This is a genomic window from Maritalea myrionectae, from assembly GCF_003433515.1.
In the GTDB taxonomy this organism is placed as follows: domain Bacteria; phylum Pseudomonadota; class Alphaproteobacteria; order Rhizobiales; family Devosiaceae; genus Maritalea; species Maritalea myrionectae.
In genome coordinates, this window is the sequence record NZ_CP021332.1 from 118,545 (window position 1) to 131,764 (window position 13,220).

13 protein-coding genes are annotated in these 13,220 nt (G+C 54.3%); 12 read left to right on the plus strand and 1 reads right to left on the minus strand.

Annotated features, from left to right (window positions below; all coding sequences use genetic code 11):
* From MXMO3_RS18455 to MXMO3_RS18465, 3 genes are read left to right on the plus strand one after another with little or no spacing between them, the layout of a single operon-like run.
* The gene (locus tag MXMO3_RS18455) at positions 1-1,242 is read left to right on the plus strand and encodes an MGH1-like glycoside hydrolase domain-containing protein (protein ID WP_117397151.1); all 1,242 of its coding nucleotides are present in this window, start codon (positions 1-3) and stop codon (positions 1,240-1,242) included.
* 10 nt (positions 1,243-1,252) lie between these two features.
* Positions 1,253-2,302, plus strand: a complete 1,050-nt coding sequence (locus MXMO3_RS18460) for an ABC transporter ATP-binding protein (protein ID WP_117397152.1) — start codon at positions 1,253-1,255, stop codon at positions 2,300-2,302.
* 32 nt (positions 2,303-2,334) lie between these two features.
* Positions 2,335-3,582, plus strand: coding sequence for a glycerate kinase type-2 family protein (locus tag MXMO3_RS18465; protein ID WP_117397153.1), 1,248 nt, complete (start codon positions 2,335-2,337; stop codon positions 3,580-3,582).
* 57 nt (positions 3,583-3,639) lie between these two features.
* On the opposite strand, the gene MXMO3_RS18470 is transcribed toward MXMO3_RS18465, so the two are convergent.
* On the minus strand, positions 3,640-4,335 hold the full coding sequence (locus tag MXMO3_RS18470; RefSeq protein ID WP_051214109.1) for a GntR family transcriptional regulator: 696 nt from the start codon (positions 4,333-4,335) through the stop codon (positions 3,640-3,642).
* A 112-nt stretch (positions 4,336-4,447) separates the two neighbouring features.
* Here MXMO3_RS18470 and uxaC point away from each other — a divergent pair, with 112 nt between their 5' ends.
* The 9 genes from uxaC to uxuA are packed head-to-tail and all read left to right on the plus strand — an operon-like array spanning position 4,448 to position 13,220.
* Positions 4,448-5,854: a glucuronate isomerase gene (uxaC, locus tag MXMO3_RS18475; RefSeq protein ID WP_117397154.1), complete on the plus strand. Its 1,407-nt coding sequence runs from the start codon at positions 4,448-4,450 to the stop codon at positions 5,852-5,854.
* 35 nt (positions 5,855-5,889) lie between these two features.
* Positions 5,890-6,870 carry a TRAP transporter substrate-binding protein gene (locus MXMO3_RS18480; RefSeq protein WP_027836129.1) on the plus strand — a complete coding sequence of 327 codons (981 nt, stop codon included), beginning with the start codon at positions 5,890-5,892 and terminating at the stop codon, positions 6,868-6,870.
* Positions 6,871-6,924: 54 nt separating this feature from the next.
* A complete protein-coding gene (locus MXMO3_RS18485) occupies positions 6,925-7,446 on the plus strand; it encodes a TRAP transporter small permease (protein ID WP_117397155.1) in 522 nt (173 codons plus the stop codon).
* 3 nt (positions 7,447-7,449) lie between these two features.
* The gene (locus MXMO3_RS18490; RefSeq protein ID WP_027836127.1) at positions 7,450-8,730 is read left to right on the plus strand and encodes a TRAP transporter large permease; all 1,281 of its coding nucleotides are present in this window, start codon (positions 7,450-7,452) and stop codon (positions 8,728-8,730) included.
* Positions 8,731-8,737: 7 nt separating this feature from the next.
* Positions 8,738-9,049, plus strand: coding sequence for a cupin domain-containing protein (locus MXMO3_RS18495; protein WP_117397156.1), 312 nt, complete (start codon positions 8,738-8,740; stop codon positions 9,047-9,049).
* An 11-nt stretch (positions 9,050-9,060) separates the two neighbouring features.
* A complete protein-coding gene (gene kduI, locus MXMO3_RS18500) occupies positions 9,061-9,885 on the plus strand; it encodes a 5-dehydro-4-deoxy-D-glucuronate isomerase (RefSeq protein ID WP_117397157.1) in 825 nt (274 codons plus the stop codon).
* Positions 9,882-10,625, plus strand: coding sequence for a 2-dehydro-3-deoxy-D-gluconate 5-dehydrogenase KduD (kduD, locus tag MXMO3_RS18505; RefSeq protein ID WP_027836124.1), 744 nt, complete (start codon positions 9,882-9,884; stop codon positions 10,623-10,625). Before kduI ends, kduD begins: the two co-directional genes overlap by 4 nt.
* Positions 10,615-12,051, plus strand: a complete 1,437-nt coding sequence (locus MXMO3_RS18510) for a mannitol dehydrogenase family protein (RefSeq protein WP_117397173.1) — start codon at positions 10,615-10,617, stop codon at positions 12,049-12,051. Before kduD ends, MXMO3_RS18510 begins: the two co-directional genes overlap by 11 nt.
* On the plus strand, positions 12,048-13,220 hold the full coding sequence (gene uxuA / locus MXMO3_RS18515) for a mannonate dehydratase (RefSeq protein WP_117397158.1): 1,173 nt from the start codon (positions 12,048-12,050) through the stop codon (positions 13,218-13,220). The genes MXMO3_RS18510 and uxuA overlap by 4 nt, the downstream gene beginning before the upstream one ends.

The window sequence follows — 13,220 nt, forward strand, 5'->3', positions numbered from 1 at the left end:
ATGACAAAGACGATCGATTTAGACGAACAGGCGCGCGACATTTTGAAAATGAATGATCGCGGCGGGTACACCATCCCAACCAAAGGGCTTTACCCCTATCAGTGGAATTGGGATAGCGCCTTTGCCGCGCTTGGCTTTGCACAATTTAACTGCGCGCGCGCATGGGCCGAATTGGAGACGCTGTTTAGTGCCCAATGGGCCGACGGCATGGTGCCCCATATTGTGTTTCACAAGGCCGATCCCGGTTATTACCCCGGGCCAGATGTTTGGGGTGGCACCGGGCCAATTCCTTCGTCTGGCATCACGCAACCGCCAATTGCCGCAACCATGGCGCGGCTGATTTTTGAAAAAGACCAATCGCTAGGCGAAGAGCATATGCGGACGTTGTTCCCCAAGCTGCGCCGCTGGCATAGTTGGTTTATGCAATGGCGGCTGGATCAGGGCGCCGTTTGCGTGACCCACCCATGGGAAGCGGGGCGGGACAACACGCCAGAGTGGGATGCGCCGATGGCCCGCATCGACCCGACAGATGTGGGCGAATATGTGCGGCGCGATACCCAGCATGTCGACGGCTCTATGCGCCCGACAAAATATGATTACGACCGCTATATCTGGCTAGTGCAAATGGGGCGGCGTTTGCATTGGGATCAGCAAAAACTGTTAGACGAAAACCCGTTTCGTGTTGCCGATCCCACCATGACTTTCACCTTGTTGCGAGCACAGCGAGACTTGCTGGCCATGGGGCAAATGCTTGGACTTGATGTTGACGGCATCGCCGAAGAAATTGAAATTTTGGAGCAGGGCGCACAAACGCTTTGGAATCCTGAGATTGAAAGTTTTGATGCGCGGGATGCCCACAGCGGCGAATGGGCGAATTGCGTATCAAACGCCTCATTCTTGTGCTGGTATGCCGGTCTTGATTCAGAGGGACAAACCAAGCAATTGCAGCGGGTGCTTGACAAAGTGCAATATGGCGTGCCCAGCCATGATCCCGAAAGCGACAAATTTGATGGCCGTCGATATTGGCGCGGGCCAACTTGGGCCGTGATGAATCTGCTGATCGGGCTTGGCCTTGAGGAGAGAAATCATCCGCTTGCGGAACGTGTGCGCATCGCCACGAAAACGCTAATCGAGGAGAGCGGTTTTTCTGAATATTTTGATCCGACGGACGGCAGCGCTGCTGGCGGACAAGGATTTACGTGGACAGCCGCCGTTTGGCTTAGCTGGGCTGGCCGCACCTAAGGAGGATATGATGGGTTCAATTGAGTTGAAATCAGTTGAGAAATGGTATGGCGATGCGCAAGTAATTAAGGGCATCGATTTATCCATCCATGAAGGAGAATTCCTCGTTTTCGTCGGGCCGTCAGGTTGCGGCAAATCCACCTTATTACGCATGATTGGCGGTTTGGAGGACATTTCGCGCGGCACCCTGGAGATCAATGGCAAAGATGTCACCGGCCACCCGCCGGCCAAGCGCGGCCTGGCCATGGTGTTCCAAAGCTACGCGCTTTATCCGCATATGTCGGTATGGGACAATATGGCCTTTGGGTTGAAAACCGCCGGGGCACCAAAGGCTGAGATTCAAGAGAAAGTGGATTATGCGGCGCAAACGCTGCAACTCGAGCCCTATCTGCAGCGCCGCCCCAAAGATTTGTCGGGCGGCCAGCGCCAACGCGTGGCCATCGGTCGCTCCATCGTGCGTGACCCAACGGCCTTTCTGTTTGACGAGCCGCTATCCAATCTCGATGCGGCGCTTCGGGTCGAAATGCGGCATGAGATTGCAAAACTGCACCGATCGCTGCAATCAACCATGATTTATGTGACCCATGATCAGGTGGAAGCCATGACCTTGGCTGACCGCATTGTTGTATTGGAGTTCGGCAAAATTGCCCAAGTGGGCACGCCACGCGAGCTTTATGAGCGGCCGCAAAACACCTTTGTTGCGCAGTTTATTGGCAGCCCGAAAATGAATCTGATGTCCTGCACCACACAAGGCGGTGCCTATAAACTAGATGGCGCACGCGGAGGCAGTTATGATTTTACCGATAATGCGATCCAGATCGGCGTACGCCCCGATCACATTGCAATGGGAAAAGTGGGAACCGGCCAATGCGATGGCGTTGTGGATTTGATCGAATATCTCGGCTCGGACAGCTTTGTGATTGTTGATTGCGGTGCGGTAGGCCGGATCAATGTGCGCTGCGTCGGCGGCACCGAACTCGACATTGGTGAAAAGGTGGGCCTCAGCTTTGATGCAGATAAATTGAGCTTTTTCGACAAAGACGGCATGCGCGTTTCGTGATTTCACCCACCAACTGGTTGAGTATTTGATTGATGCAAAGCGATGCCACCCGCCTGCTGAAAAACCTGTTTGAACAAGCCGTCGCAACCGCAGATCCGATGAATTGTTTGGCGGCCCATTTACCACCGCCGCCGGAAGGGCGCTTGATCGTGATTGGAGCGGGCAAAGCCAGCGCGCGTATGGCTGAGGCTGTTGAACGCCATTATGATCAGCCCTTGGAAGGGCTGGTCATCACGCGATATGGCTATGGCCGCCCAACCCAGCAGATTGAGATTGTGGAGGCGGCACATCCGGTGCCCGACCAAGCCGGTGTGGACGCCACCCGCCGCATTCTACATCTTGTCGACAATCTCACCCCGGATGACTTGGTTCTGGCGCTGATATCTGGCGGCGGGTCGTCGCTCTTATGTGCCCCACGCGATGGCCTTAGCCTTAAGCAAAAGCAACAAATCAACAAAGACTTACTGGCCAGTGGTGCCCCTATTTCACAAATGAACGTGGTGCGGCGGCATTTATCTCAGGTGAAGGGCGGCAAACTCGCCGCGGCGTGTGCGCCGGCGCAAGTGCTTGGCTTGATCATTTCCGATGTGCCCGGCGACGATGTTGCCGTCATCGCGTCAGGGCCAACCGTGCCGCAGCCACCATCGGCAGATTCAGTGTCAGAGATTTTGGAGCGTTGGGGCATAGACCCGGCTGCGTTCGCCCAATTGCCCGCAGACCCGGATCAAGATTTTGAAGCGTTAAAAGAGAAGGTAAGCAACAAAGTGGTGGCCGCACCGTCTCAATCTTTGGCCGCCGCAAAAACAGTGGCTGAACAAGTTGGATGTGACGTTTTGATGTTGGGCGATGACCTTGAAGGCGAAGCCCGCGAGTTGGGCGCGGCCCATGCCCATAAAGCACTTGAGATTGCCGCAAATCGCGCGGCCACTCAAAAACCACTACTGATCCTCTCTGGAGGCGAATGCACCGTTACCAGAACCGGAAATGGAGTGGGGGGCCCCAATGCAGAATATGCACTCGCCGCGCTTATCGCCTTGAACGGCAATGCCCGCATCACCCTGCTGGCCGCCGATACAGACGGTGTGGATGGCGCAGCAGAAGTTGCAGGCGCATTTGTTTTGCCCGACAGCTTACAGCGCGCGACAGATCTCGGCCGCGCCCCGCAAGATTATTTGCAACGAAACGATGCGCACCACTTTTTTGAGGCCTTGGGCGATCAGTTTATCACTGGCCCAACACTGACCAACGTAAACGACTTCCGCGCCATCCTAATCGAATAGCATCGCGCGACCTTTCTGCTCAAAGAACAAGCGTGCTCTTATTAGGCACCAGGTCTTTTACACGCGCTCTTCAAAATAGGCTGCGTGTTTGCGACGCAATATTTCCAGATGCGGTTTGATCCCGGTCAGGTGTGCACGCAAATTCTTTTCGGCAAGAGGCAGATCGCCTGCTTCTAACGCGGAAAGAATTTCGTAATGTTCACCGCGCACACGTGCACGATGTTCTTGCGACAAGGTGAGATAACGCACCCGGTCAAGATGCGCTTTGTGATCTTGAATGAGACCCCACACATGCTCATGCCCCGCATGTTCACATACCAAGCGGTGAAATTCTTCATCCAAAGCGTGAAAGCCGGCGGGGTCGGTTGAGTCGAGAGCGTTTTGCTGGGCGGCGATATTTTCACGCAGATGTGCAATTAATGACGCGCCATTGGTTTCAAATGCGCGCCGCAAACATTCCACTTCCAGGGCAATCCGCACAAAGGCTGCGTTAAGAACTGCTGCCTCTGAAATCTTGGTCACCAAGGTCGCCCGCTGCGGGCGCACGGCCAGCAGCCCGATTTTCGAAAGACGATAAAACGCATCGCGCACCGGCTGGCGCGAAACATCCAGCCGAGCGGCCATTTCGGCTTCAGACAGTTTTGTCCCCGGCGGCAATTCCAAAGAAATTACAGCTTGATAGAGCGTGTCAAAAATTTGGTCGGTTGCAGTCTGAGGCGGCGTTGTCGCCAAAGAAGCAAGTCTGGTCCCCATCACATCGAGCTCCGTTTCTATTGTGAATTTCTTTCTATCCGCTTTTTTGGTTTGACTCAACTAGTAATCTAGCATATTAGTCGGCTAGAAACACAAAAGTGGACGGATATTGATGGCAATTTTGGACCCAGACAGACTTTTTCCGGTTGACCCAAACGTGCGCTCTATGGCGCGGGGGCTTTACCAGTCTGTTTGCGACTTGCCGATCATCAGCCCCCATGGCCATTGCGACCCAGCCTGGTTTGCGCAAAACAAACGTTTTTCCAACCCCGCCGAATTGTTTGTCGTGCCCGACCATTATGCGTTTCGCATGCTGGTGAGTCAGGGCATTGAATTGGATGCGCTGGGCATTCCCAAAGCTGATGGTCAAAAAACCGAGCGCGATCCGCGCGCCATCTGGCGATTGCTGGCTGAGAATTTTTATCTGTTTCGTGGGACGCCCACCGCCATGTGGTTGGAGCATTCATTTGAACATGTGTTTGGCCTGGATGCGCCACTCATTGCCGACAACGCCGATGCATATTATGACCATATCGACCAAAAGCTGGGCGAGGAAGATTTCCGCCCACGGGCAATTTTTGAGCGGTTTAACATTGAAGTTTTGGCAACAACAGAATCGGCTTTGGACGATCTGAAGTGGCACAAGCAGATCGCGCAAAGTGACTGGACGGGCAGGGTGGTGACCACCTATCGGCCGGACGCTGTGGTCGATCCTGAATTTGAGGGCTTTCACGCCAATATTGAGCAGTTCGGCGCCATCACCGGCGAAGACACCACCAATTGGCAAGGCTATTTGAACGCCCATCGCGCGCGGCGTGCCTTCTTTAAAGAACATGGCGCCACCGCCAGCGATCACGGGCATCCCACCGCCCGCACTGCCGATCTCGATCAATCCGAAGCGGCGGCCCTATATCAAAAGGTGATCAGCGGCACTTTTTCCGCCAATGAGGCAGATCTGTTCCGTGGGCAAATGATTACGGAAATGGCGCGCATGTCTTTAGATGACGGACTGACGCTGCAATTGCATCCGGGCTCGCGCCGCAACCACAGCCAGGATGTGCTGGCCACATATGGGCGCGACAAGGGCTTTGATATTCCAGGACGCACAGATTATGTGGACGCGCTGCAGCCTCTATTGAATGCGGTTGGCTTTGAGCCGGGTCTAACCATCATCATGTTCACGCTGGATGAAACAACTTATGGCCGCGAGCTGGCGCCGTTGGCGGGGGTTTATCCCGCGCTTAAACTGGGACCGCCCTGGTGGTTTTTTGACAGCTATGAAGGCATCAAACGGTTCCGCGAAGCCACAACGGAGACTTGCGGATTTTACAACACAGTCGGGTTCAATGATGACACGCGCGCATTTTGCTCTATCCCCGCGCGACACGATGTGGCGCGCCGGGCCGACTGTTCTTATCTCGCCCAATTGGTCGCCACCGGCCGATTGCGCGAAAACGAGGCGTATCAGGTCGCTTATGACCTGACGTATGGACTGGCCAAAAAAGCGTACGCGCTTTGATCAGTTAATTGGTTTCAATTTCTTGGGAGGAAAACATGAAACATCTTAAAACCAGTGTCGTCGCCCTGTTGGCGTCTGCATCATTCGCAACAGCGGCGACCGCTTGCGACATCACCCTCAAATCATCTGACACCCACCCTGAAGGCTATCCGACCGTTGCAGCGGTTCAATATATGGGCGAGCTTTTGGAAGAGCGCTCAAATGGCCGAATTTGCGTTGAAGTGTTCCACTCCGCGCAATTGGGTGAAGAAAAAGACACCATCGAGCAAACCCAGCTGGGTGTGATCGATCTGAACCGTGTAAGTCTTGGGCCATTCAATAACATTATTGAAGAAACCAAAGTGTTCTCGCTGCCCTATATTTTCCGTGGCACGGATCACATGCACAAAGTGGTTGACGGCGAAGTCGGTGAATCCATTCTGAACGAATTTAGCAATCACGGACTTGTTGGCCTTGCTTATTATGATGGCGGCTCACGTAGCTTCTACAACAGCAAAAAGCCCATCACATCCATCGAGGATGTTGAAGGTTTGAAATTCCGCGTGATGCAATCTGACGTGTTTGTGGACATGGTAAGCGCATTGGGCGGCAACGCAACACCATTGCCTTATGGTGAGGTTTATTCCTCAATTCAGACTGGTGTGATCGACGGTGCAGAAAATAACTGGCCTTCATTTGAATCATCTGGTCACTACGAAGTGGCAGGCTACTACACCCTTGATCAGCATTTGATCGTGCCTGAAGTGTTGGTGATGAGCAAAAAGTCTTGGGACGGTCTTGCCCCTGATGATCAGGAACTCATTCGCGACGCAGCGAAAGATTCTGTGCCCGTAATGCGCGAGCTCTGGGCTGCCCGTGAAAAGGCATCTGAGGAAAAAGTACGCGCTGCAGGCGTGGAGATTGTTGAGGACGTGGATAAGACACCATTCATCAACGCCATGGACCCCGTGTATGAAAAACACGTAAAATCCGACAAGCTCAAAGATTTGGTCCAAAAGATCAGAGCAGTTGAGTAAATTTTAGGATGCGGGCCGGGCTGCCTGGCCCGCATTTTCGGATTGGAGTTCACAATGGTCGATTTTGTACTCGCTTTCTCGCGCATTCTGGCCGTGTTCTCTCGCCTTGTTTTGTGGATGGCTGGCGCCGGGTTGGTTGCCATGACGGTTTTTATCGGCATGCAAGTGTGGGGACGTTTTGTTCTGAATGATACCCCAACCTGGACCGAAACGTCCTCCATACTGCTGATGGGCTGGGTGATTTTCCTCGGCGCTGCCGTTGGTATTCGCGAGGGAAATCACCTCAGCTTTGATGTCCTGCTCTATGTGCTGCCGCGCCCAGTGGTTAAAATCTGCCACTCCATTTCCGATCTGGTGGTGATCGCGTTTGGCACGGGCATGATCGGCTATGGCTTGCAACTTGCAGCCACAACGTGGGCCACCACCATACCCAATTTGGGCATCACCGGTGCCACCAGCTTCTTTTCGCTGATTTTTGGCGGGGTGTTGATGGTTTTGTTTTCCCTGGAACGGTTATTGCGACGCGTTGTGGGCTTGCACACGCCCCGCTTTGGCGACGACGTGATTGAGGAATAATTTATGGAACTTGTTGTTCTTTTCGGCACATTCACCGGGCTTTTGTTGATCGGGGCTCCCGTGGCCTTTTGCCTCGGCGTGTCCAGCTTTGCCACCATTGCCTTTTTGGGGCTGCCCCCCGTTGTTGTTTTCCAGCGGCTAAACTCCGGCATTTCAGTTTTTGCGTTGTTGGCAATTCCCTTTTTCATCTACGCTGGTGAGCTGATGGTGCGCGGCGATATTGCCCGTCGCCTTGTGGCACTGGCTGGCGCGGCCGTGGGGCATTTGCGCGGCGGTTTGGGACAAGTCAACATCACTGCATCAGTCATGTTTGGCGGCATTTCAGGTTCCGCAGCGGCAGATGCGTCAGCCATTGGTGGCTTGATGATCCCGCAAATGGCGGAACGCGGCTATGGCCGCGACTATGCCGTCAATATTACCGTGGTTTCATCGATCATTGCGCTGATGCTGCCGCCCTCGCATAATCTGATCATCTATTCAATTGCGGCGGGCGGGCGTATGTCCATCGCCGACCTGTTTACAGCCGGGATTATCCCCGGGTTGTTGCTTGCTGTCGCCCTTATGATTGTCGCCTGGTTTGTGGCCAAAAAACGTGGCTACTCCACCGAACCATTTCCGGGCGCGCGCGCCGTGTTCGGCCTATTGGTCGGAGCCTTGCCCGGCCTCATTCTGGTCGCGATCATGTTTGGTGGCGTGCGCTCCGGCGTGTTCACCGCCTCTGAAAGCTCAGGCATTGCCGTGATTTACGCGATTGCGGTCACCATTCTCGTTTATCGATCCCTACCGTGGAACGAGTTTGTTGCCGCCACATTGTCCGCCGTTAGAACATCATCAATGGTGCTCCTGGTGATCGGCTCTGCCGCTGCCTTTGGCTGGCTGCTCGCCTATTTGCGCGTACCCGCCGAGTTGGTGCAATGGATGAAAGGCGTTTCACAAAACCCGCTTGTCATCCTGTTGATGCTCAACATCATTCTGTTGTTGCTTGGCACCTTTATGGACATGTCACCCTTGATTGTGATCACCACACCGATCTTTTTGCCAGTGGCTTTGGCCTATGGCATCGACCCGGTGCAATTCGGCATCATTTTGATCCTCAATCTGGGGATTGGCCTTTGTACGCCGCCCGTGGGGGCCGTGCTGTTTGTCGGGTGTGCCGTCGGCAAAATCAGAATTTCCGAAGCCATCAAAACCATTTGGCCATTCTATTTCGCCGCCATCTTTGTGTTGATGATGGTGACCTATATTCCAAGCCTTTCACTTTGGCTTCCCTCCGTTTTCAAATGAGATTGAGATGCTAAAAACCTATCCAGCAATTGCTGCAGACCGTGGCGTCACACGCCAAGTCTTAAGCGACCACAAAGACCTAATGATCGTTTCATTTAAGTTTGAAGCGGGGGCTGAAGGTGCCCTGCACAACCATCCTCATGTTCAATCCACTTTTGTGCGTAGCGGCAAATTCCGCTTCACGCTGGGGGAGGAGCAGATTGAGGTTGGCCCAGGCGACTCCTTCATCATTCCATCAGAGGCGACACATGGCTGTGTTTGCCTTGAATCCGGCGAGCTGATCGACAGCTTCACCCCGCGCCGCGACGACTTTCTTTAAAAGGAGCCACCATGCCAAATGTAGAAACACGTCACGCGATTGACCCGGTCTCGGCGAAATCATTCGACACCCAATCCTTGCGACAACATTTTCATGTAGATGGCTTGTTTGTCCCCGGCACACTTAAGCTCGTCTATACCCATTATGACCGCATGATGCTTGGATCAGCCGTGCCAACTGACAAGGATATTGTGCTCGAACATGTGGCGGAAACCGGCACGCCTGGCGTGCTTGACCGACGTGAAATGGGCGTTTTGAATATTGGCGAAGCGGGCACGATCACTGTCGACGGCACGACCTATGAAGTAGGTGCGGGCGAGGTGCTCTATATTGGCCGTGGCGCCGGGCCAATTACGTTCAGTGCCCCCGGACGCTATTACATTTTGAGCGCCCCGGCACATCACACCTATCCCACCAAGCTGATCAAAATTGCTGATGCCAGACGGGTTGAGTTGGGTTCAGCGGAAACGGCGAATGAGCGCGTCATCATTCAGTTTTTGCACCCTGAAGTGTGTGAAAGCTGTCAGCTTCTCATGGGCTACACCCAATTTGCGCCTGGTTCAGTGTGGAACACCATGCCCGCGCACCGTCATGATCGACGCATGGAAGCCTATCTCTATTTTGATCTCTCAGAAGAACAGCGCGTGTTCCACTTTATGGGCGAGCCGGACGAAACCCGCCATATAGTGATCGCCAATGAAGAGGCGATTATTTCGCCGCCTTGGTCGATCCATAGTGGGGCAGGCACTGGTGCTTACACATTCTGCTGGGCCATGGCCGGGGATAATGTCGATTTCACTGATATGGACATGGTCCCCATGGAGACGCTGCGATGAATGCTTTCACTCTTCAAGGCAAGCGCGCTTTGGTGACCGGCGCCAATACCGGCATTGGCCGGGCCATTGCCATTGGTTTGGCAGAGGCGGGCGCCCATGTGGTCGCTGCGGGGCGATCATCCTGTGATGAAACCGTCGCCACGATAGAGGCGGCGGGCGGCACTGGCGAAGCGCTTTATATGGATCTGGCGGACGGCACCCATGGGGTAGCGGCGCTGCAAGAGGCGGGCGACATCGACATTTTGGTCAACAATGCGGGGATCATCCGGCGCGAAGATTCCGTCGACTTTGCTGAAAAGGACTGGGATGAGGTGATGGATGTCAACCTCAAGGCAGTTTTCATGTTGTCTCAAGCCTTTGCCAAATCTGTTTTTGCCCGCTCGGCAACAGGTCGCATTGTCAACATCGCTTCGCTGTTGAGCTTTCAGGGCGGCATTCGAGTGCCCTCATATACCGCGTCCAAACATGGCGTGGTGGGGTTGACCAAAATTCTCACCAATGAATGGGCCGCCAAAGGCATCAATGTGAACGCGGTGGCCCCCGGTTACATCGCCACCAACAACACCAAGGCCTTGCGCGAAGACCCAAAACGCGCTGCCGAAATTCTGGGGCGTATTCCAGCCGGTCGCTGGGGCGATCCCGCTGACATTGCCGGCGCTGTCACCTTTTTGTGCATGCCCGCATCCACCTATATTCATGGCGCGGTGTTAAATGTTGATGGAGGCTGGCTTGCCCGCTAATCCCCGTCTCACACGAACATTACCTGCCGCTAAAGCTGGTATTGTGCATTTTGGCCCCGGCGCTTTTTTCCGTGCCTTCGGGGCGATCTACACCAATGATGTGATGGACCCGGCCACAGATAAATGGGGCATTGTTGCCGTCAGCCTTAAAAGCCCAACTGCGCGCGATCAATTGATGCCGCAAGGCGGCACCTATACCGCGATTGAACGCGGACCTGATGGGGAAAAGACCCAAAAGATCAATTCGATTGTGGATGTGTTGGTGGCGCCGGAAGACCCACAGGCGGTATTGGCGCAGATGGCCGATCCTGCGATTGAGATTGTCTCCCTGACCATCACCGAAAAAGGCTATTGCTATGCGCCTGCCACCAAGCGCTTAGACCAAACCAACGCCGACATTCAGCACGACATTTCAAATCTGGACGCGCCCCGCACAGCGATCGGCTTTATCGTTTCTGCCCTCAATCAGCGGCGGCAAGCAGGGCAAAAACCGTTCACACTATTGTCGTGCGATAATTTGCCCTCCAACGGCCAATTGCTCCGCAATTTGACGCTAGAGTTTGCTAAGCTGGTGGACCCGGCGCTGGCGCAATGGATCAGCACCCATGCCGCCTTTCCCTCCACCATGGTCGACCGGATTACACCCGCCACCACACAGGCGGACATTGACCGCCTGGCGGAAACCGAAAACTATGTTGATCTTGGCTGCGTGGTGCATGAACCCTTTCGCCAATGGGTGATTGAGGACAATTTTGTTGGCGCACGACCCAACTGGGAAGAAGCCGGGGCGCAAATCGTGGCCAATGTCGACGCCCACGAGCTGATGAAATTGCGGTGCTTGAACGGCACCCATTCCAGCCTTGCCTATCTTGGGTATCTCGCGGGATATGAATTGATAAGTGAAACTGTGGCGGATCCGTCGTTCGCAAAACTTTGCCACCAAATGTGGCAGCAAGAAATCACACCCACACTTCCCACTCCAGAAGGTGAGGATTTGCCTGCTTATTGTCAGGCGCTTATGGAGCGATATGAAAACAAGGCCATCAAACATCGCACTTGGCAAATTGCCATGGACGGCAGCCAAAAATTGCCGCAGCGGCTTTTGGGCACCGTGCATGATTGCCTGCAAATGGGGCATGTGCCGAAAGGTCTAAGTTTGGCGATTGCTGGTTGGATGCGTTTTGTCGGCGGTGTTGACGAAAAAGGCCAGCTTATTGAGGTGCGCGATCCGATGGCCGCACAACTAAAACATGCCTATGACGCAGCGAATAATCCGGCCGAAAAGGTGCTGTCGCTTTTGGCAATCCACCAAATCTTTGAGCCCCAATTGACCGAAAATCAGCAATTTGTAAGCGCTGTGCAGGCGGCCCTGTCCGGGCTGATCCACAAAGGTGCGCGCCAAATGGTTGCGGAGTTAACACAATGAAACAAACATGGCGCTGGTTTGGCCCATTGGATAAAATCAGTTTGAAGGAAGTGCGGCAAACTGGAGCAAGTGGCATTGTCACAGCGCTGCATGAAATCCCCTATGGTGAGGTATGGCCACGCGAAAAAATCGCAGCTCGAAAAGCTGAGATAGAGGCAGCGGGCCTCACCTGGGATGTTGTCGAAAGCTTGCCCGTGCATGAAAAAATCAAGCATGGACAAGGCGACCTTTCCGCACTGTTCGCTAATTACCGCCAGTCCATGGCAAATTTGGCAGCCGAGGGGATCACCACGATTTGCTATAACTTCATGCCGGTACTCGACTGGACGCGGACCACCCTTGACGCACCAGAGGAAAATGGCGGCACAGCACTGCGCTTTGAACTGGCAGAATGCGCCGCATTCGACCTGTTTATGATGGGGCGTGAAACTGACGATTACACACCCGACATTGTCACAAAGGCGAAAGACTGGTGGGAGGGTTCGACCGAAGCGCAGCGCGCCCAGCTCACCCATTCAATCATGTCCGGTTTGCCCGGTGCTTATAAACGGTATGATGCAGCTGGTTTGCACATTGAGTTGCAAAAATGGGCTGGGTTCACAGCCAATGATTTGCGCAATTCACTTGCGCGGTTTTTGCACGAAATCATGCCAACCGCGCGTGAACTCGGGATCAAAATGTGCATCCATCCAGATGATCCGCCGCGGCCGCTTTTCGGCTTACCCCGTATTGTATCCTGTGCAGAAGATTTGGCCTTTTTGCTCCGCATTGACGAGGCACCAGAAAACGGGCTCACCTTATGCTCGGGCTCGCTTGGGGCTAACCCGAACAATGATGTGCCGGCCATTGCCGCGCAATATGCTGACCGGATTCACTTCGCCCATTTGCGCAACGTCAAGCGCGACGCCGATGGATCGTTTCAGGAATCTGAGCATCTTAATGGCGATGTCGATATGGTCAGCTTGGTGGCCAATCTGCTTGCCGAAGAACGTACCCGCGCCACAAATGGCCGCGCGGATGCCGAAATACCGTTTCGTCCCGATCACGGACATGCCCTGCTGAACGATGATGAGCGTGGGACCCATCCAGGTTATCCACTTGTTGGCCGCCTCAAAGGTTTGGCGGAACTGCGTGGGGTGATTGCAGGGCTCCGCCATGGGGGTGGCTGA

What these genes read in the sequence shown, in the direction of transcription:
- MXMO3_RS18455 (WP_117397151.1), top strand. Translation starts at nt 1, where the DNA reads ATGACAAAGACGATCGATTTAGACGAACAGGCGCGCGACATTTTGAAA.
- MXMO3_RS18460 (WP_117397152.1), top strand. Translation starts at nt 1,253, where the DNA reads ATGGGTTCAATTGAGTTGAAATCAGTTGAGAAATGGTATGGCGATGCG.
- MXMO3_RS18465 (WP_117397153.1), top strand. Translation starts at nt 2,335, where the DNA reads ATGCAAAGCGATGCCACCCGCCTGCTGAAAAACCTGTTTGAACAAGCC.
- MXMO3_RS18470 (WP_051214109.1), bottom strand. Translation starts at nt 4,335, where the DNA reads ATGGGGACCAGACTTGCTTCTTTGGCGACAACGCCGCCTCAGACTGCA.
- uxaC (WP_117397154.1), top strand. Translation starts at nt 4,448, where the DNA reads ATGGCAATTTTGGACCCAGACAGACTTTTTCCGGTTGACCCAAACGTG.
- MXMO3_RS18480 (WP_027836129.1), top strand. Translation starts at nt 5,890, where the DNA reads ATGAAACATCTTAAAACCAGTGTCGTCGCCCTGTTGGCGTCTGCATCA.
- MXMO3_RS18485 (WP_117397155.1), top strand. Translation starts at nt 6,925, where the DNA reads ATGGTCGATTTTGTACTCGCTTTCTCGCGCATTCTGGCCGTGTTCTCT.
- MXMO3_RS18490 (WP_027836127.1), top strand. Translation starts at nt 7,450, where the DNA reads ATGGAACTTGTTGTTCTTTTCGGCACATTCACCGGGCTTTTGTTGATC.
- MXMO3_RS18495 (WP_117397156.1), top strand. Translation starts at nt 8,738, where the DNA reads ATGCTAAAAACCTATCCAGCAATTGCTGCAGACCGTGGCGTCACACGC.
- kduI (WP_117397157.1), top strand. Translation starts at nt 9,061, where the DNA reads ATGCCAAATGTAGAAACACGTCACGCGATTGACCCGGTCTCGGCGAAA.
- kduD (WP_027836124.1), top strand. Translation starts at nt 9,882, where the DNA reads ATGAATGCTTTCACTCTTCAAGGCAAGCGCGCTTTGGTGACCGGCGCC.
- uxuA (WP_117397158.1), top strand. Translation starts at nt 12,048, where the DNA reads ATGAAACAAACATGGCGCTGGTTTGGCCCATTGGATAAAATCAGTTTG.